At 54.3% G+C, this 26,563-nt stretch carries 21 protein-coding genes, 7 tRNA genes and 1 pseudogene; 23 read left to right on the top strand and 6 right to left on the bottom strand.

Going from position 1 to position 26,563, the window contains the following annotated elements:
* Positions 1-4: 4 nt before the first annotated feature.
* From kdpC to potE, 6 genes are all read left to right on the top strand, one after another.
* The gene (gene kdpC, locus C3451_RS08085; protein WP_022647452.1) at positions 5-580 is read left to right on the top strand and encodes a potassium-transporting ATPase subunit KdpC; all 576 of its coding nucleotides are present in this window, start codon (positions 5-7) and stop codon (positions 578-580) included.
* The gene (gene kdpD / locus C3451_RS08080) at positions 581-3,268 is read left to right on the top strand and encodes a two-component system sensor histidine kinase KdpD (RefSeq protein WP_045621784.1); all 2,688 of its coding nucleotides are present in this window, start codon (positions 581-583) and stop codon (positions 3,266-3,268) included.
* Positions 3,265-3,942, top strand: a complete 678-nt coding sequence (gene kdpE, locus C3451_RS08075; protein ID WP_022647450.1) for a two-component system response regulator KdpE — start codon at positions 3,265-3,267, stop codon at positions 3,940-3,942. Before kdpD ends, kdpE begins: the two co-directional genes overlap by 4 nt.
* A 278-nt stretch (positions 3,943-4,220) precedes the next feature.
* Positions 4,221-4,325 (top strand): leader peptide SpeFL, encoded by a 105-nt coding sequence (gene speFL / locus C3451_RS08070; protein ID WP_003858645.1) that lies wholly within the window; start codon positions 4,221-4,223, stop codon positions 4,323-4,325.
* Positions 4,326-4,579: 254 nt separating this feature from the next.
* Positions 4,580-6,778: an ornithine decarboxylase SpeF gene (gene speF / locus C3451_RS08065; protein ID WP_045621785.1), complete on the top strand. Its 2,199-nt coding sequence runs from the start codon at positions 4,580-4,582 to the stop codon at positions 6,776-6,778.
* Positions 6,775-8,088 carry a putrescine-ornithine antiporter gene (gene potE / locus C3451_RS08060; RefSeq protein WP_022647448.1) on the top strand — a complete coding sequence of 438 codons (1,314 nt, stop codon included), beginning with the start codon at positions 6,775-6,777 and terminating at the stop codon, positions 8,086-8,088. The genes speF and potE overlap by 4 nt, the downstream gene beginning before the upstream one ends.
* A 110-nt stretch (positions 8,089-8,198) precedes the next feature.
* Here the strand turns inward: potE and pgm are convergent, their stop codons facing one another.
* A complete protein-coding gene (pgm, locus tag C3451_RS08055; RefSeq protein WP_045621787.1) occupies positions 8,199-9,839 on the bottom strand; it encodes a phosphoglucomutase (alpha-D-glucose-1,6-bisphosphate-dependent) in 1,641 nt (546 codons plus the stop codon).
* A gap of 24 nt (positions 9,840-9,863) precedes the next feature.
* On the bottom strand, positions 9,864-10,409 hold the full coding sequence (gene seqA / locus C3451_RS08050) for a replication initiation negative regulator SeqA (protein WP_045621789.1): 546 nt from the start codon (positions 10,407-10,409) through the stop codon (positions 9,864-9,866).
* 183 nt (positions 10,410-10,592) lie between these two features.
* Between seqA and ybfF the strand changes: the two genes are divergently transcribed.
* From ybfF to fur, 4 genes are all read left to right on the top strand, one after another.
* Positions 10,593-11,366, top strand: a complete 774-nt coding sequence (ybfF, locus tag C3451_RS08045; RefSeq protein WP_022647446.1) for an esterase — start codon at positions 10,593-10,595, stop codon at positions 11,364-11,366.
* A 128-nt stretch (positions 11,367-11,494) separates the two neighbouring features.
* Entirely contained in the window at positions 11,495-11,782 is a 288-nt protein-coding gene (gene ybfE, locus C3451_RS08040) for a LexA regulated protein (protein WP_003858652.1), read from the top strand.
* Between the two features lie 155 nt (positions 11,783-11,937).
* Complete coding sequence (gene fldA, locus C3451_RS08035) at positions 11,938-12,468, top strand: flavodoxin FldA (RefSeq protein ID WP_003858653.1); 531 nt, start codon at positions 11,938-11,940, stop codon at positions 12,466-12,468.
* A 291-nt stretch (positions 12,469-12,759) separates the two neighbouring features.
* The gene (fur, locus tag C3451_RS08025; protein WP_003858655.1) at positions 12,760-13,206 is read left to right on the top strand and encodes a ferric iron uptake transcriptional regulator; all 447 of its coding nucleotides are present in this window, start codon (positions 12,760-12,762) and stop codon (positions 13,204-13,206) included.
* 92 nt (positions 13,207-13,298) lie between these two features.
* On the opposite strand, the gene chiQ is transcribed toward fur, so the two are convergent.
* Together chiQ and chiP are read right to left on the bottom strand one after the other, a co-directional pair.
* Positions 13,299-13,625 (bottom strand): ChiQ/YbfN family lipoprotein, encoded by a 327-nt coding sequence (chiQ, locus tag C3451_RS08020; RefSeq protein ID WP_045621826.1) that lies wholly within the window; start codon positions 13,623-13,625, stop codon positions 13,299-13,301.
* Positions 13,626-13,672: 47 nt separating this feature from the next.
* The gene (gene chiP, locus C3451_RS08015; protein ID WP_017694280.1) at positions 13,673-15,070 is read right to left on the bottom strand and encodes a chitoporin; all 1,398 of its coding nucleotides are present in this window, start codon (positions 15,068-15,070) and stop codon (positions 13,673-13,675) included.
* An 87-nt stretch (positions 15,071-15,157) separates the two neighbouring features.
* On the opposite strand from chiP, the pseudogene C3451_RS24500 reads away from it, so the two are divergent.
* Positions 15,158-15,256: pseudogene (locus C3451_RS24500) on the top strand (methionine synthase); the annotation flags it as partial.
* A 261-nt stretch (positions 15,257-15,517) separates the two neighbouring features.
* Here the strand turns inward: C3451_RS24500 and glnS are convergent.
* Positions 15,518-17,185 carry a glutamine--tRNA ligase gene (gene glnS, locus C3451_RS08005; protein WP_063139242.1) on the bottom strand — a complete coding sequence of 556 codons (1,668 nt, stop codon included), beginning with the start codon at positions 17,183-17,185 and terminating at the stop codon, positions 15,518-15,520.
* A gap of 169 nt (positions 17,186-17,354) precedes the next feature.
* On the bottom strand, positions 17,355-19,304 hold the full coding sequence (gene nagE / locus C3451_RS08000) for a PTS N-acetyl glucosamine transporter subunit IIABC (RefSeq protein WP_022647444.1): 1,950 nt from the start codon (positions 19,302-19,304) through the stop codon (positions 17,355-17,357).
* A 325-nt stretch (positions 19,305-19,629) separates the two neighbouring features.
* Here nagE and nagB point away from each other — a divergent pair, with 325 nt between their 5' ends.
* The 12 genes from nagB to C3451_RS07935 all read left to right on the top strand — a co-directional run bounded on the left by nagB (position 19,630) and on the right by C3451_RS07935 (position 26,494).
* Complete coding sequence (gene nagB, locus C3451_RS07995; protein WP_003858663.1) at positions 19,630-20,430, top strand: glucosamine-6-phosphate deaminase; 801 nt, start codon at positions 19,630-19,632, stop codon at positions 20,428-20,430.
* A gap of 54 nt (positions 20,431-20,484) precedes the next feature.
* Positions 20,485-21,633: an N-acetylglucosamine-6-phosphate deacetylase gene (nagA, locus tag C3451_RS07990; protein ID WP_045621790.1), complete on the top strand. Its 1,149-nt coding sequence runs from the start codon at positions 20,485-20,487 to the stop codon at positions 21,631-21,633.
* 8 nt (positions 21,634-21,641) lie between these two features.
* Entirely contained in the window at positions 21,642-22,862 is a 1,221-nt protein-coding gene (locus C3451_RS07985; protein ID WP_022647442.1) for an N-acetylglucosamine repressor, read from the top strand.
* Positions 22,863-22,907: 45 nt separating this feature from the next.
* Positions 22,908-23,660 (top strand): ribonucleotide monophosphatase NagD, encoded by a 753-nt coding sequence (nagD, locus tag C3451_RS07980; RefSeq protein WP_003858667.1) that lies wholly within the window; start codon positions 22,908-22,910, stop codon positions 23,658-23,660.
* Positions 23,661-23,910: 250 nt separating this feature from the next.
* On the top strand, positions 23,911-25,575 hold the full coding sequence (gene asnB, locus C3451_RS07975) for an asparagine synthase B (RefSeq protein ID WP_015571128.1): 1,665 nt from the start codon (positions 23,911-23,913) through the stop codon (positions 25,573-25,575).
* 225 nt (positions 25,576-25,800) lie between these two features.
* Positions 25,801-25,877, top strand: a tRNA-Met gene (locus C3451_RS07965).
* Positions 25,878-25,885: 8 nt separating this feature from the next.
* Positions 25,886-25,970, top strand: a tRNA-Leu gene (locus tag C3451_RS07960).
* Between the two features lie 23 nt (positions 25,971-25,993).
* Positions 25,994-26,068: transfer RNA gene (locus tag C3451_RS07955), tRNA-Gln, on the top strand.
* A gap of 32 nt (positions 26,069-26,100) precedes the next feature.
* Positions 26,101-26,175, top strand: a tRNA-Gln gene (locus C3451_RS07950).
* 17 nt (positions 26,176-26,192) lie between these two features.
* Positions 26,193-26,269 (top strand) — tRNA-Met (locus C3451_RS07945).
* Between the two features lie 41 nt (positions 26,270-26,310).
* Positions 26,311-26,385 (top strand) — tRNA-Gln (locus C3451_RS07940).
* Positions 26,386-26,419: 34 nt separating this feature from the next.
* Positions 26,420-26,494: transfer RNA gene (locus C3451_RS07935), tRNA-Gln, on the top strand.
* Positions 26,495-26,563: the final 69 nt, after the last annotated feature.

Below are 26,563 nucleotides of genomic sequence, written 5' to 3'. Positions count from 1 at the left end.
TCTCATGACGATGTTACGTCCCGCTATACTGTTGTTTATTCTGCTGTCTCTGATTACCGGCGGGCTTTACCCGCTGATGACAACCGCGCTGGGCCAGTGGTGGTTTGAGGACCAGGCCAACGGCTCGCTGATTATCCAGAACGGTGAAAACCGTGGCTCGCGTCTGATTGGGCAAAACTTTACGGACCCGCGCTACTTCCAGGGACGCCCTTCCGCCACTGCGGAAAGCCCGTATAATCCAATGGCCTCCGGCGGCAGCAATCTGGCTGGCAGTAATCCTGACCTGGACAAAGCCGTTGCTGAACGCGTTGCCGCCCTGCGCGCCGCGAATCCGCAGGCCAGCCGTGAGGTGCCGGTTGAGCTGGTCACCGCCTCCGCGAGCGGGCTGGATTACAGCCTGACGCCGGACGCAGCGGCGTGGCAGATCCCACGCGTGGCCGCCGCCCGTCAGCTGACCGTCGAGCAGGTGAGCCAGCTGGTTGCAGAACATACGCAAAAGCCGCTGGTCAGCTTCATCGGCATGCCGGTAGTGAACATTGTTGAGCTGAATCTGGCGCTGGATGCGCTAAGGAAGAATTAAATGACCGATGAGCCCATGCGCCCGGATCCGGACAGGCTGCTTGAACAAACGGCTGAAGCCCACCGCGGCAAGCTGAAAATTTTCTTCGGCGCCTGCGCGGGCGTCGGGAAAACCTTCGCCATGCTGACGGAAGCCCAGCGGCTTCGGGCGCAGGGGCTTGATATTCTCATCGGCGTGGTGGAAACCCACGGTCGCAAAGAGACGGCGGCGCTGCTGACGGGGCTGGCGACGCAGCCGCCCCAGCGTATCAGCCATCGCGGTCGGCTGGTGACGGAGTTCGATCTTGATGCCGCCCTCGCCCGCCGCCCCGCGCTGATCCTGATGGACGAACTGGCGCACAGCAACGCGCCTGGCTCACGCCACCCGAAGCGCTGGCAGGATGTTGAGGAGCTGCTTGAAGCCGGCATCGACGTCTTCACTACGGTGAATGTTCAGCATCTGGAAAGCCTGAACGACGTGGTAAGCGGGGTAACCGGTATCCAGGTGCGGGAAACCGTCCCCGATCCGTTTTTTGATTCTGCCGATGAAGTCGTACTGGTTGACCTGCCGCCTGACGATCTGCGCCAGCGCCTGCACGAAGGCAAGGTGTATATTGCCGGCCAGGCCGAACGCGCCATCGAACATTTTTTCCGCAAAGGAAACCTGATTGCCCTGCGCGAGCTGGCCCTGCGCCGCACCGCCGATCGCGTGGATGACCAGATGCGCGCCTGGCGAGACCTGCAGGGGCGGGAGCGCGTCTGGCACACGCGTGACGCCATTCTGTTATGCATTGGTCACGGCAGCGGCAATGAAAAACTGGTCCGCACCGCCGCCCGGCTTGCGGCGAAGTTTGGCAGCGTCTGGCACGCGGTGTATGTCGAAACGCCACAGCTTCACGGCCTGCCGGAAAATCAGCGTCGCGCCATTTTGAGCGCGCTGCGGCTGGCGCAGGAGCTGGGTGCCGAAACCGCAACCCTGTCCGATCCGCAGGAAGATAAAGCCATTCTGCGCTACGCGCGCGAGCATAACCTGGGCAAGATTGTCATTGGACGTCGCCAGCATCGCCGCTGGTTTAGCCGCGAATCTTTTGCCGACAGGCTGGCACGCCGCGCGCCGGATCTGGATTTAGTCATCGTCGCGCTGGATGACAAGCCCGCCCCCCTGCCCGGCCGTACGCCGGACGCACGCACCTTTGGCGATAAATGGCGCGTCCAGATCCGGGGCTGCCTGGTGGCCGTGGTCCTTTGCGCCCTGATTACGGTGATTGCCAGCCAGTGGCTAATCGCCTTCGATGCCGCCAATCTGGTCATGATTTATCTGCTGGGCGTCGTTGTGGTCGCGCTCTTTTATGGCCGCTGGCCGTCGGTGCTGGCAACGGTGATCAACGTCATCAGCTTCGACCTCTTTTTTATCGCTCCGCGCGGGACGCTTGCTGTCTCGGACGTGCAGTACATTCTGACCTTTGCCGTGATGCTTACCGTCGGGCTGGTGATCGGGAATCTGACGGCAGGCGTGCGCTACCAGGCACGCATTGCCCGCTATCGCGAGCAGCGCACCCGCCATCTGTATGAGATGTCAAAATCGCTGGCGGTCGGCCGCACGCAGCAGGATATCGTCCAGACCAGCGAGCAGTTTATCCGTTCGACCTTTCATGCCAGTAACCTGATTTTGCTCCCCGACGAGCAGGGGCGCCTTCGCCCGCTGACCTCCCCTTCGGGGATGACGCCCTGGGATGAAGCGATTGCACGCTGGAGCTTTGATAAGGGTTTACCTGCCGGTGCTGGCACCGACACTCTGCCCGGGGTGCCTTACCAGATCCTGCCGCTGCGCAGCGCGGATAAAAATCACGGGCTGGTCATCGTCGAGCCGTCTAACCTGCGTCAGCTGATGATCCCCGAGCAGCAGCGCCTGCTGGAAACCTTCACCCTGCTGGTCGCCAGCGCCCTTGAACGGCTGGCGCTCACCGCCAGCGAAGAGCAGGCGCGGCTGGCAAGCGAGCGCGAAAGTATTCGCAATTCGCTGCTGGCAGCGCTGTCTCACGATTTGCGCACCCCGCTTACCGTGCTGTTTGGCCAGTCCGAAATTCTGACGCTGGATCTGGCGGCGGAAGGATCAAAACATGCGATGCAGGCCAGCGAAATTCGTCAGCACGTGCTAAATACCACGCGTCTGGTGAACAACCTGCTGGACATGGCGCGCATTCAGTCCGGCGGGTTTAACCTCAAAAAAGAGTGGCTCACCCTTGAGGAGGTTGTCGGCAGTGCGCTGAAGATGCTGGAGCCGGGTCTCGGCGGGCGCCATATCGAGCTGGACATGCCGGAACCCCTGACGTTAATCCATGTGGATGGCCCGCTGTTTGAGCGCGTGCTGATTAATCTTCTGGAAAATGCCGCTAAATACGCCGGGGCAAAGGCCCGGCTGGGGATTGCTGCCAGGGTGGATAAACGTGTGCTGCGGCTCGACGTCTGGGATAACGGGCCGGGTATTCCGGCCGGCCAGGAGCGCGCCATATTCGAAAAATTTGCGCGCGGTAATAAGGAATCCGCCATTCCGGGCGTTGGGCTGGGTCTGGCGATCTGCCAGGCGATTGTCGACGTGCATGGTGGCACCATTTCCGCAGAGAACCGCCCGGAAGGTGGGGCACGCTTTTGTGTTACACTTCCTCTTGAAACCCCACCAGAACTTGATGAATTACCAGAGGATTTGTGATTAACGTTCTGATTGTTGAAGATGAGCTCGCTATCAGCCGATTTCTGCGTACCGCGCTGGAAGGCGACGGCTTGCGCGTGCATGAAGCCGGTACGCTTCAACGGGGGTTAATTGAAGCCGCCACCCGCAAGCCAGATCTGGTGATCCTGGATCTGGGACTTCCGGATGGCGACGGCATCGATTTTATTCGTGAGGTGCGTCAGTGGAGCCAGATGCCCATTCTGGTGCTCTCTGCCCGCACCGAAGAGACGGATAAAATCGCCGCGCTGGATGCCGGAGCGGATGATTATCTGATCAAACCGTTTGGCATTGGCGAGTTACAGGCCCGGCTTCGTGTGGCGCTGCGTCGACACAGTGCCACCACTCCTTCTGAACCGGTGTACGTCTTTGGCGATATCCGCGTCGATCTTGCCGCCCGCCGCATCGTGCGAGGGGAAGAAGAGATCCACCTTACGCCTATCGAGTTTCGTCTGCTGGCCGTGTTGCTCAGTAACCACGGAAAAGTGTTAACGCAGCGACAGCTGTTAAGCCAGGTCTGGGGACCGAATGCTGTCGAACATAGTCACTATTTACGCATTTATATGGGACACCTTCGCCAGAAACTTGAAGCCGATCCCGCGCGTCCTCGTCATTTATTAACAGAAACCGGTATCGGATATCGGTTTATGATCTGAATAAGTATTCACTTTAATTTTAAATAAAGAACACACCAGCCTGAATATAGCCATGAAAATAACGACGAGATTATTTTCATGCCTATATTCTCCCTCACTAAACATAATTAGAACACCAATTTAACACCAAACCAACAAAACAGCATTTTGATCTGCGTTATTCACTCAAAACGACTAATTATTTCTGAAATGATCGGTTATTGGTGATCTGTTTCACAGTTAATCCCTTTTTCCTGGATAAAATGACCGTGCTTTCAATTACTGAAAGGAAAATGAACATGGAAAACAATAATCGTTTAATGCCCCATATAAGGCGGACAACACATATCATGATGTTTGCCCACCGAAACTGTTTTGACTTTCATCTCTTTAACGCCCGGTAGTCCTTCGACTTCTGGCGCATCTGCTTACAGGTTATCCTGAAAAACGCTATTTTACAGGCTGTTGCCTGTGAACACCTGCGCTCATTCCTTGTGATTCAGATTCTCCGCAACCGGGCGGACTGAATTCTACTCAGCAAAAAAGCAATTAACTGATTTCGTATCAGCGGACACGCTTTGCTTTTTTTCCGGAAAAAATCGATTTCTTTACCGCAAGAAGTCGAGGGACCCATATTGCCTGAAATAAAGAGATAAAGATGAAAACGTTAAAAATTGCCGTCAGCCGTGCCTGCCCTGAATGCTTTACCACTTCGCGCGAGATCGTGGATATCACCGCATCGGATTATACTGATGTGGCAGCCGTGGTTCTGGCCGTCAGTGATATTTTCAATGGCGCCATAGAAGAAATAGAAGCCACGGGATTCGGTATTCCGGTGTTTATTGCCACGCATAAAGAAGAAAGGGTTCCGGCTGAATTTTTGTCGCGTATTCACGGCGTTTTTGAGTACTCCGACACCAGCAATGCGTACTACGGACGCCAGCTTGAAGCGGCTGCGCAGAAGTACGAAACCCAGCTCCGTCCGCCGTTCTTCCGCGCGCTGGTCGATTACGTCCAGCAGGGGAACAGCGCGTTTGACTGCCCCGGACATCAGGGAGGCCAGTTCTTCCGCCGCCATCCGGCCGGAAACCAGTTTGTCGATTTCTTTGGCGAAACGCTTTTCCGCGCCGATCTGTGCAATGCCGACGTGGCAATGGGCGATCTGCTGATCCATGAAGGTGCGCCATGCATCGCCCAACAGCATGCGGCAAAAGTCTTTAATGCGGATAAAACCTACTTCGTGCTGAACGGCACCTCCTCTTCCAATAAGGTGGTGCTCAATGCCCTGCTCACGCCAGGCGATCTGGTGCTGTTCGATCGCAATAACCATAAATCTAACCACCACGGGGCGCTGTTACAGGCGGGAGCGACGCCGGTGTATCTGGAAACAGCGCGCAACCCGTACGGGTTTATCGGCGGTATTGACGCACACTGTTTCGACGAGAGTTACCTGCGGGAACTGGTGTCAGAGGTCGCGCCTGGTCGCGCGCGGGATGAACGTCCCTTCCGTCTGGCGGTGATCCAGCTGGGCACCTACGACGGTACCATTTATAACGCCCGTCAGGTGGTGGATAAGATTGGTCACCTGTGCGATTACATCCTGTTTGACTCCGCCTGGGTGGGTTACGAGCAGTTTATCCCGATGATGGCCGACTGCTCGCCGCTGCTGCTGGAGCTGAACGAAAACGATCCGGGCATTCTGGTTACCCAATCGGTGCATAAGCAGCAGGCGGGCTTCTCGCAAACCTCGCAAATCCATAAGAAGGACAGCCACATAAAAGGCCAGCCGCGCTATGTTCCGCATAAGCGCCTCAACAACGCCTTTATGATGCACGCCTCCACCAGCCCGTTTTATCCGCTGTTTGCCGCCCTGGATATCAACGCCCGCATGCACGACGGGCAAAGTGGGCGCAACATGTGGATGGACTGCGTGGTGACGGGTATCGAAGCGCGAAAACTGATCCTTCAGAACTGTCAGTTTATTCGCCCGTTCGTGCCGGAGATGGTGGATGGCCGTCCGTGGGAAAGCTGGGATACGGCGGAGATCGCCACCGATCTGCGCTTCTTCCATTTCGTTCCGGGCGAACGCTGGCACGCCTTTGAGGGATATGCCGAGCATCAGTATTTTATTGATCCCTGCAAACTGCTGCTGACCACGCCAGGCATCAACGCCTGCACCGGCGAGTATGATGATTTCGGCGTGCCCGCCACCATCCTCGCCAACTTCCTGCGTGAAAACGGCATCGTGCCGGAAAAATGCGACCTCAATTCCATTCTGTTCCTGCTCACCCCGGCGGAGGACATGGGCAAATTGCAGCAGCTCGTCGCCCAGCTGGTGCGCTTCGAAAAACTGCTCCAGAGCGATGTGCCGCTGAAAGAGGTTCTGCCCTCTCTTTATAAGCAACATCCGGAACGTTATGCGGATTATTCCCTGCGTCAGATTTGTCAGGAGATGCACGACCTCTACGCCCGCCATAACGTGAAGCAGTTGCAGAAAGAGATGTTCCGCAAGTCTCACTTCCCGCGCGTCATGATGAACCCGCAGGAGGCGAACTATGCCTATCTGCGCGGTGAGGTCGAGCTGGTGTCACTGCGCGACGCGGAAGGCCGTATCGCCGCGGAAGGCGCGCTGCCTTACCCACCGGGGGTGTTGTGCGTGGTTCCGGGGGAAGTCTGGGGCGGTTCCGTGCTGCGCTATTTCGCCGCGCTGGAAGACGGGATCAATCTGCTGCCGGGCTTTGCGCCGGAGTTACAGGGGGTTTACGTCGAGGAGTGTGACGGGCGCAAACAGGTGCGCTGCTACGTCATTAAACAACCCGCCGCTCAGCCGTCTCTGCTGAAGGGAGAAAAATTATGAGTAAGTCCAACAAGATGGGCGTGGTACAACTCACTATCCTCACCATGGTGAATATGATGGGGTCCGGGATCATCATGCTGCCCACCAAGCTCGCTGAAGTGGGGACGATTTCGATTATCTCCTGGCTGGTAACGGCAGTCGGCTCAATGGCGCTGGCGTGGGCGTTTGCCAAGTGCGGGATGTTCAGCCGTAAGTCTGGCGGCATGGGCGGCTATGCCGAATATGCGTTTGGCAAGTCGGGCAACTTTATGGCCAACTACACCTACGGCGTGTCGCTGCTGATCGCCAACGTGGCGATTGCCATTTCCGCTGTCGGTTACGGTACGGAGCTGTTTGGCGCGACGCTGACCCCGGTGCAGATTGGGCTGGCGACCATCGGCGTGCTGTGGATCTGCACCGTCGCCAACTTTGGCGGCGCGCGCATCACCGGACAACTCAGCAGCATCACCGTCTGGGGCGTGATCATTCCGGTTGTCGGTCTGTGCATCATCGGCTGGTTCTGGTTCAGCCCGACGCTGTACGCCAATTCCTGGAACCCGCATCACGTACCGTTCTTCACCGCCGTGGGATCATCCATCGCCATGACGCTATGGGCTTTCCTCGGGCTGGAGTCAGCCTGTGCGAATGCGGAAGTGGTGGAAAACCCGGAAAAGAACGTGCCGATCGCGGTACTCGGCGGGACGCTGGGGGCGGCGGTGATCTATATCGTCTCAACCAACGTGATTGCGGGAATTGTGCCCAACATGGATCTCGCCAACTCCACGGCGCCGTTCGGGCTGGCGTTTGCGCAGATGTTTACGCCAGAGGTAGGGAAAGTGATCATGGGACTGATGGTGATGTCCTGCTGCGGCTCGCTGCTGGGCTGGCAGTTCACCATCGCCCAGGTATTCAAATCCTCCGCTGACGAAGGTTATTTCCCGAAAATCTTCTCCCGCGTCACCAAAGCGGATGCGCCGGTACAGGGTATGCTGGCGATTGTGATTTTCCAGAGCGGTTTGTCGCTGATGACCATCAGCCCGTCACTGAACAGCCAGTTTAACGTGCTGGTCAACCTGGCGGTGGTGACGAACATCATTCCGTACATTCTGTCGATGGCGGCACTGGTGATTATTCAGAAGGTGGCGAAGGTGGATCCGCGCAAAGCCCGGGCGGCCAATATCGTGGCGCTGATTGGGGCGATTTACAGCTTCTATGCGCTCTACTCGTCCGGTCAGGAGGCGATGCTGTATGGCGCGATGGTGACCTTTATGGGCTGGACGCTGTACGGTCTGGTATCGCCGAGATTTGAACTGAAGAATAAGCATAGTTAAAAAAGAAGCCCGGTGGCGCTAACGCTTACCGGGCCTACGAGATCAATGTTTTCTCCCTCTCCCTGTGGGAGAGGGCCGGGGTGAGGGCATCAGCCCGCACCAGACACCACTTACGCGTTTTTCAGCACTTCGCTGACAATCTCTACCGCTTCTTTCTCAATCTGCTGGCGGTGCTCAGCGCCGAGGAAGCTTTCGCAATAGATTTTGTACGCATCTTCCGTACCGGATGGACGCGCGGCGAACCAGCCGTTTTCGGTCATCACTTTCAGGCCGCCGATGGATGCGCCGTTACCCGGTGCCGCCGTCAGACGCGCGGTGATCGGGTCACCTGCCAGGGTGCTTGCGCTGACCATCTCCGGAGAGAGTTTGGACAGAGCGGCTTTCTGAGCAGAGGTCGCGCCAGCCTGAATACGGTTATAGCTTGGCGCACCAAAGCGTGCTGCCAGGTCGTTGTAATGTTCCTGCGGGTTCTTACCGGTAACCGCGGTGATTTCCGCCGCCAGCAGGCACATGATGATGCCGTCTTTATCGGTTGACCATGGGGTGCCGTCGAAGCGCAGGAAGGATGCCCCCGCGCTCTCTTCACCACCAAAGCCGAAGCTGCCGTCGTGCAGACCGTCAACAAACCACTTGAAGCCCACCGGCACTTCCACCAGCTTGCGGCCCAGCGCATCGACCACACGGTCAATCATGGCAGAAGAGACCAGCGTTTTACCCACCGCAACCTCTTTGCCCCACTGCGGACGGTGCTGGAAGAGATAGTTAATCGCAACAGCCAGGTAGTGGTTCGGGTTCATCAGCCCAGCCGGGGTGACGATACCGTGACGGTCGTAGTCCGGGTCGTTGGCAAACGCCAGATCGAACTTGTCGCGCAGCGCCAGCAGGCCCGCCATCGCGCATTCGGAGGAGCAGTCCATACGGATCGCGCCGTCTTTGTCCAGGTGCATAAAGCGGAAGGTCTGATCGACGTGATCGTTCACGATGGTCAGATCCAGCTTGTAGTGATCGGCAATGCGTTTCCAGTATTCAATACCGGAGCCGCCCAGCGGATCCACGCCCAGCTTCAGACCGGCTTTCTGGATAGCGGCCATATCGACGATATCCGCCAGCCCTTCCACGAACGGCTGCACCAGATCCTGCTCTTTCACGTGGCCGGACGCCATGGCTTCATCCAGCGAGATGCGCTTCACGCCGTTCAGACCGTTAGCCAGTAACGCGTTGGCGCGATCTTCCACCACTTTCGTGACGTTGGTATCCGCCGGGCCACCGTTAGGTGGGTTGTACTTGATGCCGCCATCTTCCGGTGGGTTGTGGGACGGGGTGATCACAATACCGTCCGCCTGCGCGCCACCTTTTTTGTTATGTACCAGAATAGCGTTAGAAACCGCAGGCGTTGGCGTGAAACCGTTGTTCTCCTGAACAATCACGTCTACGCCGTTTGCCGCCAGTACTTCCAGCACGGAGATAAAGGCAGGTTCAGACAGGGCGTGGGTATCTTTCCCAACATAGCACGGACCGGTGACGCCATTTTTGGCGCGCTCTTCCGCGATGGCCTGAGCAATGGCCAGAATGTGCGGTTCGTTAAAGCTATGGCGCGCCGCGCTGCCGCGGTGGCCAGATGTACCAAACTTCACTGCGTGTTCTGCGTTGCCCACCACCGGCTTCAGCACGTAGTACTGCGCGGTCAGTTGAGCGACGTTAATCAAATCGCGTTGTTGTGCAGGTTGTCCTGCACGGCTGTGATTTGCCATTGCCTGGTCCTTCTGATGCAAGGGTTAAATTGTACCGCAAACCTTTTCGATCAATTCCGCCGGGAACTGCATGGACTGCATGATATGTTCGATCATGCTGCACTTGCGGCCCGTATTGGTATTGGTGATCACCCAGTATGGCGTACCGGGAACATGTTTGGGTTTGGTTTGGTTGCCATTTTGCAGCAGGGTATGCTCGTCACCTGCGAAGTAAACGCGCGTGCGACCGTGCAGCGACTCTGTCGCTTCTGCAAATGCGTTGTTATCCAGTGAGTAAAGTGTAGACAGCACCAGCATAAAGCGGTTAACCGCCTTTTTCTGCTCTGCATATTCATCGGACAGCAGCAGCTCGCGCATCGCGCGCACTTTGTCTTTTGCCGGCATGACGGCAGGTTTTACTTGTGCAACAACGCTCGGCTGAGACACAACATCTTTTGTGACAGGAGTGGGCTGTGAGGCGGCGGAAATTTTAAGCATGCGCCGTAAAATGTCGGACGCGCTCTCCCCAATATGCCGCGTCTGGCTGGCAATATACTGATAGAGTTCGTCATCAACTTCGATTGTTTTCATCTTAATCCAGTGCGATATCTTATCTGAATACAAGTCGTTGAGATTATAAGGTCTAATCCCAACAGCGGATAGCGTCAAACCAGGTTGGCGGCAAAAGTCAGATTAAACTGGATCCTTGCCCCCGGGCGGCAGAATGGTCAACATGATACCCTAACCTGACAAACCTAAAAAAAGAACTTTGCCATGAAATTGAATACCCGAGCGCAAACTGCACAATCGCCGAACAATAATTCTCCCATCGTACTGGTTCACGGCCTGTTTGGTAGTCTGGATAACCTGGGCGTGCTGGCGCGCGATTTAGTGACCGATCACGAGATCCTCCAGGTTGATATGCGCAATCACGGTCTTTCAGGGCGCTCTGAGGAGATGACCTACGCAGCCATGGCGCAGGATCTGCGGGACACCCTCGATGCGAATAATATCCAGAAAGCGACGCTCATCGGGCATTCAATGGGCGGTAAAGCGGTGATGGCGCTTACAGCGCTGGCCCCTGAGCGAATTTCCGGTCTGGTGGTCATTGACGTTGCGCCCGTCAATTACGACGTTCGCCGTCACGATGAGATTTTCGCTGCGATCAATGCTGTGACAGAGTCAGGCGTCTCCACACGCCAGCAGGCGGCAGCCGTTATGCGCGAGCATCTCGATGAAGAAGGCGTGGTCCAGTTCCTGCTGAAATCCTTTGTTGACGGACAATGGCGCTTTAACGTCCCGGTACTGTGGGATCAGTATTCGCATATTGTGGGGTGGGAAAATGTCCCCGCCTGGCCGCACCCTACCCTCTTTATTCGCGGCGGCAACTCCCCTTACGTCACTGACGCGTACCGTGACACGCTGCTGGCGCAATTTCCGCAGGCTCGCGCTCACGTCATCGCCGGTGCCGGGCACTGGGTCCACGCGGAAAAACCGGATGCGGTCCTGCGCGCCATTCGCCGCTATCTTACTGATACAGCGAATTGATTAAAAAGCCAGCGACCGGAAGACGCCGGGCTTCCAGTCGTTGGCGTGTGGATTTGGGTGATGTATGATGGCGCGCTTATCGCCCGGGCATTAGCAGGGCGGCGTGTTTCCCCCGAAGTCTCAGAATCATGGCCAAAGAACAAACGGACCGTACGACACTAGATCTGTTCGCGAATGAGCGTCGACCGGGACGACCGAAAACGAATCCGCTTTCGCGCGATGAACAGCTGCGTATCAATAAACGCAACCAGCTTAAACGCGATAAAAATCGTGGGCTTAAGCGTGTCGAACTCAAGCTGAATGCCGATGCCGTCGATGCGCTTAACGAGTTAGCTGACGCGCGCAACATCAGCCGCAGCGAACTGATCGAAGAGATGCTGATCGCCCAGCTTGAGACGTTACGCGGCAAGGCGTGAGTCAGAAAATCCCCAATATTACCTTTTTCATGTAGCACAGAGTGCAGTCCTGCGTGATAGCTGTTTCCGCAGGGTTGCCTGTTCTGCTATTATTGCCCTTATCCGTGGACAATTTGCGCCACCATACCATTAAGTTTCAAGAGGTTATTTTACTCATGGCAATCATCGGCATTTTCTTTGGCAGTGATACCGGCAATACTGAAAATATCGCAAAAAACATTCAAAAACAGCTCGGTAAAGACGTTGCTGATGTGCATGACATCGCCAAGAGCAGCAAAGAAGATCTCGAGGGCTATGACATCCTGCTGCTGGGCATCCCGACCTGGTACTACGGTGAAGCACAGTGTGACTGGGACGATTTCTTCCCGACGCTGGAAGAAGTCGACTTCAACGGCAAGCTGGTTGCCCTGTTTGGCTGTGGCGATCAGGAAGACTACGCTGAGTATTTCTGTGATGCGCTGGGCACTATTCGTGACATCATTGAGCCGCGCGGTGCGGCGATTGTTGGTCACTGGCCAACAGCGGGTTACCACTTCGAAGCTTCCAAAGGTCTGGCAGATGACGATCACTTCGTTGGCCTTGCCATTGATGAAGACCGTCAGCCAGAGCTGACCGCAGAGCGTGTAGAAAAATGGGTTAAGCAGGTTCGTGAAGAACTGAACCTGGACGATATCCTTAACGCCTGATATCCCTGCGGCGCAACTCCGGTTGCGCCCGTTGTCCAGGTAAAACCGATTAAATTAATTGCTACAAACTTTTAACTTTTTCGTCCAGACCTGTACAATATCCCCCTGGTAAAAAGTGGGTGCCATCGAACAAGTTTGTTGGTGATACCACGTTTTTATAAGCATACTTTGCTTGAGACTTGCAGTTTTCATTTAGCCATGGCAGTTCTATAATGAGACGCATTATCCCAAGTGCATTTTCTGTCACTTCTTCTTTTGAAGTGAATCGTTTAGCAACAGGACAGATTCCGCATGACTGACAACAATACCGCATTAAAGAAAGCTGGCCTGAAAGTAACGCTTCCTCGGTTAAAAATCCTTGAAGTGCTTCAGGGGCCAGACAATCACCATGTCAGTGCGGAAGACCTTTATAAGCGTCTTATCGATATGGGTGAAGAGATTGGGCTGGCAACCGTCTATCGTGTGCTGAACCAGTTTGATGACGCGGGCATTGTTACTCGTCATAATTTCGAAGGCGGTAAATCCGTGTTCGAGCTGACTCAGCAGCACCACCACGATCACCTGATCTGCCTCGACTGTGGCAAGGTCATTGAATTTAGCGATGATTCCATTGAATCACGCCAGCGTGAAATCGCCGCCCGTCATGGCATCCGCCTGACCAACCACAGCCTGTACCTGTACGGTCACTGTGCTGAAGGGGATTGCCGCGAAAATGAACATGCGCACGACGCAAAATAAGTCAGTGTTCATACTCTGAGCCAACCGTGAGGTTGGCTTTTTTTTGCCTGGAAAAAGCCCGGTAAGCGCAGCGCCACCGGGCGTAAAGCAACTTATTTATTGTTATTGCGAATCTCGTCCCAAATCTTATCGCAACGCTTCGCCACTTCCTGATCGTTACCGGTTTTACGCGCCTGAATACAGGCCTGGTAATCCATCACGCGAACGTTTTCCTGCGTGGCGAATTGCTCATGGGCTTTGTCTTTTTTTAGCTCGTTCAGCACGCTTTGACAGGCTTCAATCTTCTCATGTGAACCTTGTGCGGTATTGATGCAAGCGCTATACGCCTCTTTCAGACGGGAGTCTTCTTTCGGCGCCTGATCCTGCGCGCACGCCACCAGCCCGAATGCCAGCAGCGCAACGATTACCCTTTTTTTCATCATGTTCAGTCTCCATAACGGCGGGACACAGCCCGCCGCAGCATTCATCAGAAGATGGTAAATGGCGCAATGACCATAAATTTCACGTCGCGCTCATCCTGGAAGATGTTGCCGTAACCGCCCGCGTAGCTCGGGATATCGGAGTGGTTGTCATACTGGGTGAAGTGCAGTTTGAACATCGTGCCTTTCGCACGCCCCTCCTGCAGGGTGTAAATCGCATCCAGACTGTATGAAGACTCTTTCAGACGGTAGTTCGGATCGTAGTAGGCGTCTGGCGTAGCCATATCCGCTGGCTTCGCGTCCCAGGCGTACGCGTAGGACGCACCCACTGCCCAGCCAGGCAGGTTCCAGTTCTTCAGGTCATACATTGCGCCGAAGAAGACCGCCTTTTCACCGTCGGCGTTGAAGTCAGAGCGATTATCCCACCAGATATCCAGACGACCATTGGAAGAGGCGTAGGTTGGCGTCATACGTTGCAGGAAGTAGCCCTGCTGCCCTTCTGCCTTGACCCATGTACCCTCCAGACGCAAATCAACCTGACCCACCTTGTAGCCGAAGGTCAGCGCCTGTAACCACGCGGTGCCGTCATAAATATCATTTACGCTGCCATCGCTGACCTTGTCGCGCGTACCGTAGAACTGATAGCTGGTGCTCAGCGGGCTACCTGCGATATCAAATTTGTAGCTGGCTTTAGCAAAGTACTGATCGATATAGCCTTCAGCCTGACCAAAAGCCGCTTCCAGCACCAGATCGTTTTTGAAGTCGTACTTCGCCCCCAGCGAGTGGAGATAATCAACTTTGGTTTTTTTATCGTTTTGATAGAACTTGTCCATCTCAATGTGCCACGGCGCTTTGTACTCATTGGTCCACATATAGGAGAAGCTCAACGCCCCCGCATCGCCGTAGTCAAAATTAGCACCGGCTTCCGCGCCCTGATAGGTACCTGGCATAAAGCTCCAGTGCGGCGCTAACAGCGTCTGACCGGTTGGCTGGATATAACCACCACGCGCCCAGACCGGGCCATATTTGAATTTTGCAGCCGCTTTATACAGGCTGATTCCGCTTTTATCGCCGGACCAGTCTTCGTCGTAAGCTTTATTGCTGGAGGAAAACGCAATTTCGTTCGGATGGCCGCTGTCGCCATTTTCGGCCATTTCAATTGCGGTGAACGCTGCAATATCGATCCCGAACATATCGGCGGCATATCCCGACTGGAAATCCAGGTTGGCGTTCCAGGTCGAGTGAGAGAGGTTAGTTTTGTATTTATCTTCAGTGACGTCTTTACGGTCACGCTCACGTTGCCAGTAATAAATACCGCCCGTAAGGGTGGAATCTTCAATGAAACCTGCTGCTTTTGCCTCTGGCGCAACCACCAGGCCCGACATTGCTGTCACACCGGCGATAGCCAGCGCCAGCGCACTACGTTTGCCACTGAACGTACGCATAGATTATTCCTCTTTGACGAATTAAAACGCCTTAAACGGCGAAAAACAGAAAAGACCAAATGGTCAGGGGTAGTCAGAAATACCCTCGAATTAACTACCGTCTTTAGGTTATTTTTCGCGACGCGAATTATCAATGCTTTTAATCAGGCAAAAGTCAGGATTATGACGAAGAGCACATATTTCGTAGTGCTTTGTAACATTTACCGTGAAGCGAGTACTGGCGGGGGAATACGCTAATTTTCAGTAAGTAACATTGAGATTGAGAATATATTTTTCAGCGTTTCTGTTTTTGGAAAACAACAAACTTTTTTTAAATAAAATAAGTAGCACCACATTGACCTGGAATGTTGGCTTTAAAAGATTATCCCGATGCTTAACGACATGATCGTTAAATAAAAAAACGCCGCATTACGCGGCGTTTGTTTCTCATTGACCAGAGCAGCGTTATTATTCGCCGATCTTAGTCCAGGTATCACGCAGACCCACGGTACGGTTAAATACCGGTTTTTCTGCCGTGCTGTAACGGCTGTCCAGGCAGAAATAACCCTCACGTTCGAACTGGAGCGCTTTACCGGCTTCAGCGGCTTTCAGAGACGGCTCGGCATACCCCTGCTTGATAATCAGCGACTCAGGGTTAATAACCGCCAGGAAGTCTTCCGCTGCGCCTGGGTTAGGCACGCTGAACAGACGGTCGTATAGACGGATCTCAACCGGCAGCGCATGCTGCGCGCTCACCCAGTGGATTACACCTTTCACTTTACGGCCATCCGCCGGATCTTTGCTCAGCGTTTCTGCGTCGTACGTACAGAAGATGGTCGTGATGTTACCTTCCGCATCTTTCTCTACGCGCTCGGCTTTGATTACATAGGCGTTACGCAGACGTACTTCTTTGCCCAGCACCAGACGCTTGTACTGCTTGTTCGCTTCTTCGCGGAAGTCGGCACGATCGATCCAGATTTCACCGCTGAACGGCACGTCGCGGGTGCCCATTTCCGGTTTGTTCGGATGATTAGGCATAGAGACCAGTTCGCTCCCGCCCTGCGGATAGTTTTCGATAACCAGTTTCACTGGATCGATCACCGCCATCGCGCGCGGCGCGTTTTCGTTCAGGTCTTCACGAATGCAGGATTCCAGAGACGCCATTTCGATGGTGTTGTCCTGCTTGGTGACGCCGATACGTTTGCAGAACTCACGAATGGAGGCGGAGGTGTAGCCACGACGACGCAGGCCAGAGATGGTCGGCATACGTGGGTCGTCCCAGCCTTCAACGTGCTTGTCAGTGACCAGCAGGTTCAGCTTACGCTTGGACATCACGGTGTATTCCAGGTTCAGACGAGAGAACTCGTACTGACGCGGATGCACAGGAATGGTGATGTTATCCAGCACCCAGTCGTACAGACGACGGTTGTCCTGGAATTCCAGCGTGCACAGAGAGTGCGTAATGCCTTCCAGCGCATCGCTGATGCAGTGGGTGAAGTCGTACATCGGGTAGATGCACCACTTGTTACCGGTCTGGTGGTGTTCTGCGAACTTAATGCGGTACAGCACCGGATCGCGCATCACGATGAACGGAGACGCCATATCGATTTTGGCACGCAGACACGCTTTACCTTCTTCGAAGCCACCGGCACGCATTTTTTCAAACAGCGCCAGGTTCTCTTCCACGCTACGATCGCGGAACGGACTGTTCTTACCAGGCTGAGTCAGCGTACCACGGTATTCACGGATTTCGTCAGCAGAGAGCTCGTCGACGTATGCCAGACCCTTGTTAATCAGTTCAACCGCATAGGCATACAGCTGATCGAAATAGTCTGAGGAGTAGCAGATATCGCCAGACCAGTTGAAGCCCAGCCATTGCACGTCGTTTTTAATCGACTCAACGTATTCGATGTCTTCTTTTACTGGGTTGGTGTCATCGAAACGCAGGTTGCACTGCCCCTGGTAGTCTTGCGCAATACCAAAGTTCAGGCAGATCGATTTGGCGTGACCAATGTGCAGGTAGCCATTTGGCTCCGGCGGGAAACGCGTGTGGACTGTGGTGTGCTTACCACTGGCCAGATCTTCATCGATGATCTGACGAATAAAGTTACTCGGGCGGGCTTCTGCCTCACTCATCGTGGATTCCTCAAAGCGTAAACAACGTATAACGGCATATGATCTTATAAGCCGGACGTAGTGACAACCCTTAAAACGTCCCGGAAGAAAATAATGGGGGCAATTGCTGCAAAAAAAAGCGGCGGAGGATATCCCCCGCCGCTAAAGGCATAACTCTACTCAGGAGCGATTACTTGCCTTTAATCTCATACAGTGGCGTTTGGCCTGCAACTACCTGCCCCTGCGCCTGGATCACCAGACCGCTGAAGTCGTCGATGTTGCTGCACACTACCGGGCTTATCATGGAGCGCGCGTTGGCGTTCAGGAACTCCAGATCCATTTCCAGAATCGGCTGGCCTGCCGCCACTTCAGCGCCCTCTTCCACCAGGCGAGTAAAGCCCTGACCGTTCAGCGCAACGGTATCGATACCCATATGGACAACGATCTCCGCGCCTTTTTCCGTTTCCAGGCAGAACGCGTGGTTGGTGTTGAAGATTTTCACGATAGTACCGGCTGCCGGAGAGACCACGGTTTTGTCCGTTGGTTTCACCGCCACGCCATCACCGACCGCTTTGCTGGCGAACGCTTCGTCAGGCACCTGCTCAAGCGCAACAACGTCACCTGTCACCGGAGAAACCAGCGCAGCGATGGTCACCGCATTTGGCACAGCCTGCGGTTTTGCAACCGGCGCGTCAGCCACTGGCGCGTTATCCGTTGAGGCGGCAGCGACCGGCCCACGGGCAACCACTTTTTTCATTTCATCGCCGATAGATTCGGCTTTCGCACCCACGATAACCTGGATGGTTTGTTTGTTCAGCTTCACCACACCAGACGCACCAAGGCGTTTGCACATTGCATCGCTCACGCGTGCGGAGTCGCCCACGGTCAGACGCAGACGGGTAATACAGGCATCGATCGCTTTCAGGTTGTCGGTGCCACCCACAGCGGCAATATAGCTAGTTGCCAGCTGGGTTAAACCCTCTTCGGTATTGCTGTTGGCTTCACTGGTCACAACATCATCTTTCGTATCTTCGCGGCCCGGCGTCTTCAGATTAAACATACGAATAACCGCGCTGAACAGAACGAAGTAGATAACGAAGAAGATCAGGCCCATCACCACCAGCATCCAGACGTTGCTGCTTGCCGCTGGCAGGTTGTACATCAACACATAGTCGATAGCGCCTGCGGAGAAGGAGAAGCCTGCATGGATACCCAGAAGGGTGGCAACGAACAGGCTGATACCGGTCAGGATCGCGTGCATCAGATACAGCAGCGGAGCCAGGAACATGAACAGGAATTCCAGTGGCTCGGTCACGCCGGTCAGGAAGGCGGTGATCGCAACGGACAGCAGCATCCCGCCAACCATTGGGCGACGCGCTTTCGGCGCAGCCAGGTACATTGCCAGCGCGGCGCCAGGCAGACCAAACATCATGATTGGGAAGAAGCCGGACATGAACATGCCCGCGGTGCCGTCACCTGCGTAGAAGCGGTTGATATCACCGTGGAATACCGCGCCAGCCGCGTTGGTGAACTCACCAATCTGGAACCAGGCGATGGTGTTCAGTACCTGATGCAGACCGGTTGGGATCAGCAGACGGTTAATGAAACCGAAGATGCCCGCGCCCATTGCGCCCGCAGATACGATCCACTCGCCACCCGCATGGATAGCATGCTGAACCGGTGGCCAAACGTAGCCAAAGATGGCGGCGAGGATCAGACAGAAAAAGCCCGTCGCAATCGGCACAAAACGTTTACCGCCGAAGAAGCTCAGGAAGTCAGGCAGTTTGATACCCGCCCAGCGGTTGTACACGGCGCCACCGACCAGACCGGTAATGATACCCGCCAGTACACCCATGTTGATTTCCGGGTTGATGGTTACCATCGCTTTCGTGAGGATGAAGTAACCTACCGCCCCTGCCAGTGCCGCAGCACCGGCGCTGTCTTTTGACCAGCTTGACGCCACGCCGATGGCGAAAATCAGCGCAAGGTTGTCAAAAATGGCGCCGCCTGCCTGGGCAATAAACGGCACATTAAGAAGATCGGGTTGCCCGAATCGCAGCAGCAACGCTGCAACCGGTAGCACGGCGATAGGGAGCTGCAAAGCCCTACCGAGGCGCTGGAAAAAACCTAAAATATTCATCCTATTCCCCCTACGAGACCCTTTGTTAAGACTCGCGCATAAACTATGTTTTTATTGTGTCACGAACGATAGATACTGTTGATGATTCACTGGCAGTGTGAGTGTGTGAAAAATTAATTCGTATCGCAAATTAAACACCTATTTTTTGTGATTATTGTCACCAAATATCGTATTAAACCCTCCCTTTCACTGGCTAACCACGAAAACTTATTTTATCATTCAAAAAATCAAGACGGATTGATCCGGCCTGAAAGGTTCCAGGTTACGCTTAGTTCAGGTTGCACTAATCATCCGCCCACTTTTACTTAAACTTTAGAGGTGAATAATGAGACTGATTCCCCTGGCAACAGCTGAACAAGTCGGAAAATGGGCTGCTCGTCATATCGTTAACCGCATCAACGCGTTCAAACCAACAGCCGATCGTCCTTTCGTACTCGGTCTTCCAACCGGTGGAACTCCCCTGACCGCATATAAGGCTTTGGTTGAAATGCACAAAGCGGGCCAGGTTAGCTTTAAACATGTTGTGACCTTCAACATGGACGAATATGTCGGCCTGCCAAAGGAACATCCGGAAAGTTACCACAGCTTTATGCACCGTAATTTCTTCGATCACGTTGATATTCCGGCTGAAAACATTAACCTGCTGAATGGAAACGCGCCTGATATTGACGCAGAATGCCGTCAGTATGAAGAAAAAATCCGTTCCTACGGTAAAATCCACCTGTTTATGGGCGGCGTAGGCAACGATGGTCATATCGCGTTCAACGAACCGGCATCTTCACTGGCTTCCCGTACCCGTATTAAAACGTTGACCCATGACACGCGTGTGGCTAACTCCCGCTTCTTTGACGGCGACGTCAATCAGGTGCCGAAATACGCGCTGACCGTGGGTGTGGGTACACTGCTGGATGCCGAAGAAGTGATGATTCTGGTACTGGGCGCAGTGAAAGCGCAAGCGCTTCAGGCTGCCGTTGAAGGCAACGTGAACCATATGTGGACGATTAGCTGCTTACAGTTGCATCCAAAAGCGGTTGTCGTGTGTGACGAACCGTCCACCATGGAGCTGAAAGTGAAAACGCTGAAATACTTCAACGAGCTGGAAGCTGAGAACATTAAAGGTCTGTAATTGAATAACCGCCTCTTTTATCAGGGGCGGTCGCTTTTTTAACCGGGGGTCGATATGTACGCTTTAACCCACGGTCGGATTTATACCGGCCATGAAATTCTGGATGACCATGCGATTGTAATCGCCAATGGCCTGATTGAACGTGTTTGCCCGCTGGCGGAACTGCCGCCGGAGATCGAACAACGTTCCCTCAATGGAGCAGTAATCTCCCCCGGTTTCATCGACGTACAGCTTAACGGCTGCGGCGGTGTCCAGTTTAACGATACCGCAGAGGCGGTAACGGTTGAAACGCTGGAAATCATGCAAAACGCCAACGAGAAATCGGGCTGCACCAGCTATCTGCCAACGCTGATTACCAGCAGCGATGACCTGATGAAACAGGGTATCCGCGTCATGCGTGAATACCTGGCAAAACGTCCGAATCAGGCGCTGGGTCTGCACCTGGAAGGACCATGGCTGAATATGGTCAAGAAAGGCACCCATAACCCGAACTACGTGCGCAAACCGGATGCCGAGCTGGTGGATTACATGTGCGCCAATGCCGATGTGATCACCAAAGTGACGCTGGCACCGGAAATGACCGGCACGGACGTTATCAGCAAACTGGCCGCCGCCGGGATTGTGGTATCTGCGGGCCATTCGAACGCGACGCTGAAAGAGGCGAAGGCCGGTTTCCGCGCAGGCATTACATTTGCCACACACCTTTATAACGCGATGCCGTATATTACCGGTCGCGAACCGGGACTGGTTGGCGCAATTCTGGATGAACCAGACGTCTACTGCGGCATTATCGCCGACGGCTTGCATGTCGATTACACCAACATCCGCAACGCCAAGCGCCTTAAAGGCGACAAGCTCTGCCTGGTCACGGATGCAACCGCTCCGGCAGGAGCGAATATTGACCAGTTCATTTTTGCTGGTAAAACAATATACTACCGGAATGGACTGTGTGTGGATGAGAACGGCACGCTGAGCGGTTCTTCTCTGACGATGATCGAAGGGGTACGTAACCTCGTTGAACATTGCGGCATCGCGCTTGAGGAAGTGCTGCGCATGGCCACGCTTTATCCGGCGCGCGCTATTGGCGTCGATAAACAGCTCGGCGGTATTGCGCCAGGTATGGTTGCAAACCTGACGGCGTTCACACACGATTATAAAATTATTAAGACCATCGTTAATGGTAACGAGGTCGTCACTGAGTAAGTAAAAGTATGACACCAGGCGGACAAGCTCAAATCGGTAATGTCGATCTCGTTAAACAACTTAACAGCGCGGCAGTTTATCGCCTGATTGACCAGCACGGGCCAATCTCACGCATTCAGATAGCCGAACAAAGCCAGCTTGCTCCCGCCAGCGTGACAAAAATTACACGTCAGCTTATTGAGCGCGGCCTGATCAAAGAAGTGGATCAGCAGGCCTCCACCGGCGGCCGCCGCGCGATTTCCATCGTCACTGAAACCCGCAATTTTCAGGCCATTGGCGTTCGCTTAGGCCGTCATGACACCACGCTTACGCTCTACGATCTGAGCAGCAAGGCCATTGCCGAAGAGCATTACCCCCTTCCTGAGCGCACGCAGGAGACGCTCGAACACGCGTTACTGAATACCATCGCGCAGTTTATCGAAAGCTGTCAGCGCAAGATCCGTGAACTCATCGCCATCTCGGTGATTTTACCCGGTCTGGTTGACCCGGAAAGCGGCGTTATTCGCTACATGCCGCATATTAAAGTAGAGAACTGGGGGCTGGTTGAGGCGCTGGAAAAACGCTTCAAGCTGACCTGCTTTGTTGGTCACGATATCCGCTCGCTGGCGCTGGCGGAGCACTACTTTGGTGCGAGCCAGGACTGCGAAGACTCTATTCTGGTGCGCGTTCACCGTGGTACAGGTGCGGGTATCATCTCGAATGGCCGCATTTTTATTGGTCGTAACGGTAACGTAGGCGAGATCGGTCATATCCAGGTGGAACCGCTTGGCGAGCGCTGCCACTGCGGTAACTTTGGCTGTCTTGAAACCGTTGCCGCCAATGCCGCCATTGAACATCGCGTCCGCCACCTGCTGGAGCAGGGTTATCAGAGCCGCGTCACGCTGGGCGACTGTAAGATCGGTGCCATCTGCAAAGCGGCAAACAAAGGCGATGCGCTGGCCTGCGAAGTGATCGAACAGGTAGGACGCCACCTGGGTAAGACCATCGCCATTGCCATCAACCTGTTTAATCCGCAAAAAGTGGTGATCGCCGGCGAGATCGTTGAAGCCGAAAAAGTATTACTGCCTGCCATTGAAGGCTGCATCAATACCCAGGCGCTGAAGGCATTTCGCCAGAATTTGCCGGTGGTGCGATCTACGCTCGATCACCGCTCGGCAATTGGCGCATTCGCCCTGGTAAAACGTGCCATGCTCAACGGGATCCTGCTGCAACATTTGCTGGAATCCTGATCGGACCTTATAGTAACGCCTTCTTTTTTTGATGTCGGATTGTCCATGACCATTAAGAATGTAATTTGTGATATCGACGGCGTGCTGATGCACGACAACGTTGCCGTGCCGGGTGCTGCGGAGTTTCTTCACCGCATCATCGACAAAGGAATGCCACTGGTTCTTCTCACGAACTACCCTTCACAGACTGGTCAGGATCTGGCAAATCGCTTTGCTACTGCGGGCGTCAATGTCCCGGACAGCGTGTTTTATACCTCTGCGATGGCGACCGCGGATTTCCTGAAGCGTCAGGAAGGCAAAAAAGCCTACGTGGTTGGCGAAGGCGCGCTGATCCACGAGCTGTATAAGGCGGGCTTCACCATCACCGACGTGAATCCGGACTTTGTCATCGTGGGCGAAACGCGCTCCTTTAACTGGGAGATGATGCATAAAGCAGCCTACTTTGTCGCCAATGGTGCACGTTTTATCGCCACCAACCCGGATACGCACGGTCGTGGTTTTTATCCAGCCTGCGGTGCGCTGTGCGCCGGTATCGAAAAAATCTCAGGCCGTAAGCCGTTTGTTGTCGGCAAACCGAGCCCGTGGATCATCCGCGCTGCACTGAACACAATGCAGGCACACTCAGAAGAAACCGTCATTGTTGGCGACAACCTGCGCACCGATATTTTGGCCGGCTTCCAGGCCGGGCTTGAAACCATCCTGGTGCTTTCTGGCGTTTCACAGCTTGATGACATTGATACGATGCCGTTCCGGCCAAGCTGGATTTACCCCTCTGTCGACGAAATCGACGTTATTTGATTCAGAACCACGCCCCAGGGCGTGGTTTTTCATTTCTGCCGCCTGAAAATATCACTTCATCTAACGAAATCAGCTCTTCATTGAGAAATCATCAATAGAATGGCTTAATGCATACTCTTTTTTTAAGATTCGGCAATTGCCATTGCACTTTTTACGTTTTCATCGGTAAATCGCTTGCGCCCCCTCCCCTTTTTGCGGCATTTTCATAAGCAAGCAACATCACAACGCAACAGGGTTAACGGAGAAGGTTATGTGTTCTATTTTTGGCGTACTGGATATTAAAACTGACGCGGGCGAACTGCGTAAAAAAGCACTCGAATTGTCCCGCCTGATGCGCCATCGCGGTCCGGACTGGTCAGGCGTTTACGCCAGCGATAAAGCGATTCTGGCTCACGAACGTCTTTCCATTGTTGATGTCAACGCTGGCGCACAGCCGCTGTATAACGAGAAAAAAACGCACGCGCTTGCTGTTAACGGTGAAATTTACAACCATCAGGCGCTGCGCGCTGAGTACGGCGATCGCTACGCGTTTCAGACCGGCTCAGACTGCGAAGTGATCCTGGCGCTGTATCAGGAGAAAGGCCCGGAGTTCCTCGACGACCTGCAAGGTATGTTCGCCTTCGCGCTGTACGACAGCGAAAAAGACGCTTACCTGATTGGCCGCGACCATATTGGTATTATCCCGCTGTACATGGGACACGATGAACACGGTAACTTCTACGTTGCCTCAGAGATGAAAGCCCTGGTACCGGTGTGCCGCACCATCAAAGAGTTCCCGGCAGGTAGCTACCTGTGGAGTAAAGACGGCGAGATCCGCCCGTACTACCAGCGCGACTGGTTTGATTATGAAGCGGTGAAAGACAACGTGACGGATAAAGCCGAACTGCGTCAGGCCCTGGAAGAGTCAGTGAAAAGCCACCTGATGTCAGACGTACCTTATGGCGTACTGCTCTCCGGCGGTCTGGACTCCTCCGTGATCTCCGCGATCACCAAGAAATTCGCTGCACGTCGCGTGGAAGATCAGGAGCGCTCTGAAGCCTGGTGGCCGCAGCTGCACTCCTTTGCCGTGGGTCTGGAAGGGGCACCTGACCTGAAAGCCGCCCAGGAAGTGGCGAACCATCTCGGCACGGTGCACCATGAAATTCACTTCACCGTACAGGAAGGTCTGGATGCGATCCGCGATGTGATCTATCACATTGAAACCTATGATGTGACCACCATTCGCGCCTCCACGCCGATGTATTTGATGTCGCGGAAGATCAAAGCGATGGGCATCAAGATGGTGCTCTCCGGCGAAGGTTCTGACGAAGTGTTTGGCGGTTATCTCTATTTCCACAAAGCGCCAAACGCCAAAGAGCTGCATGAAGAAACGGTGCGTAAGCTACAGGCGCTACACATGTTTGACTGCGCGCGCGCCAACAAAGCGATGTCCGCCTGGGGTGTGGAAGCCCGCGTGCCGTTCCTCGATAAGAAATTCCTCGATGTGGCGATGCGCATCAACCCGCAGGACAAAATGTGCGGCAACGGCAAAATGGAGAAACATATCCTGCGTGAATGTTTTGAATCCTACCTGCCGGCGAGCGTGGCGTGGCGTCAGAAAGAGCAGTTCTCCGATGGCGTAGGTTACAGCTGGATCGACACCCTGAAAGAGGTGGCGGCAAAACAGGTTTCTGATCAACAACTGGAAACTGCGAGCTTCCGCTTCCCGTACAACACGCCAGCCTCGAAAGAAGCGTATTTGTACCGTGAGATCTTTGAGGAGCTGTTCCCGGTTCCAAGTGCAGCCGAGTGCGTACCGGGTGGTCCATCGGTCGCCTGCTCTTCTGCTAAAGCCATTGAATGGGATGAATCCTTTAAAGCCATGAACGATCCGTCAGGACGCGCAGTGGGCGTTCACCAGTCTGCCTATAAATAATGTTCAGAGTATCATCAGGCCCTCCGGGGCCTGATTTTTTTGCCTCTCTTTTCCCCGCATAAAATCGATTAATAACCAATAATTGTCGAATATTCGGCCTCGCTGTTCGCAACCTAACCAAACAGTCACATTCCGGCTATTTTCATTGAAAAAGGTGTTGACGCTGCAAGGGTCTATACGCATAATGCGCCCCGCAACGCCGATAAGGTAACGCGAAAAAAAGATGGCTACGTAGCTCAGTTGGTTAGAGCACATCACTCATAATGATGGGGTCACAGGTTCGAATCCCGTCGTAGCCACCATCTTTTTTGCGGGAGTGGCGAAATTGGTAGACGCACCAGATTTAGGTTCTGGCGCCGCAAGGTGTGCGAGTTCAAGTCTCGCCTCCCGCACCATTCCCAGGTAAGCGTTGCACGGATGGGGTATCGCCAAGCGGTAAGGCACCGGTTTTTGATACCGGCATTCCCTGGTTCGAATCCAGGTACCCCAGCCATATTTCTTCGATCATGCGGTTCTCCGCGGTATTGGGGTATCGCCAAGCGGTAAGGCACCGGTTTTTGATACCGGCATTCCCTGGTTCGAATCCAGGTACCCCAGCCATCGAAGATTGCAGTACTGGCTACGTAGCTCAGTTGGTTAGAGCACATCACTCATAATGATGGGGTCACAGGTTCGAATCCCGTCGTAGCCACCATATTTATGTTATCGAATACGATTCGGTAAACTGAACATTGTTGGGGTATCGCCAAGCGGTAAGGCACCGGATTCTGATTCCGGCATTCCGAGGTTCGAATCCTCGTACCCCAGCCACTTTAAAGTCGTTAAGCAGTTTGTTTAACGCAATTGGGGTGTCGCCAAGCGGTAAGGCTCTGGTTTCTGATACCAGCATTCCGGGGTTCGAATCCCTGCACCCCAGCCACTTAAAACAAACAAGCCCGCTCTGCGGGCTTGTTTGTTTTTGTTGCTCAGAATAGTGCGGCCTGATGCC

Source organism: Enterobacter sp. 301B, from assembly GCF_003850715.1.
In the GTDB taxonomy this organism is placed as follows: domain Bacteria; phylum Pseudomonadota; class Gammaproteobacteria; order Enterobacterales; family Enterobacteriaceae; genus Enterobacter; species Enterobacter intestinihominis.
Note: the sequence above shows the minus strand (reverse complement) of the source record. Positions and strands in the feature narration are given on the sequence as shown.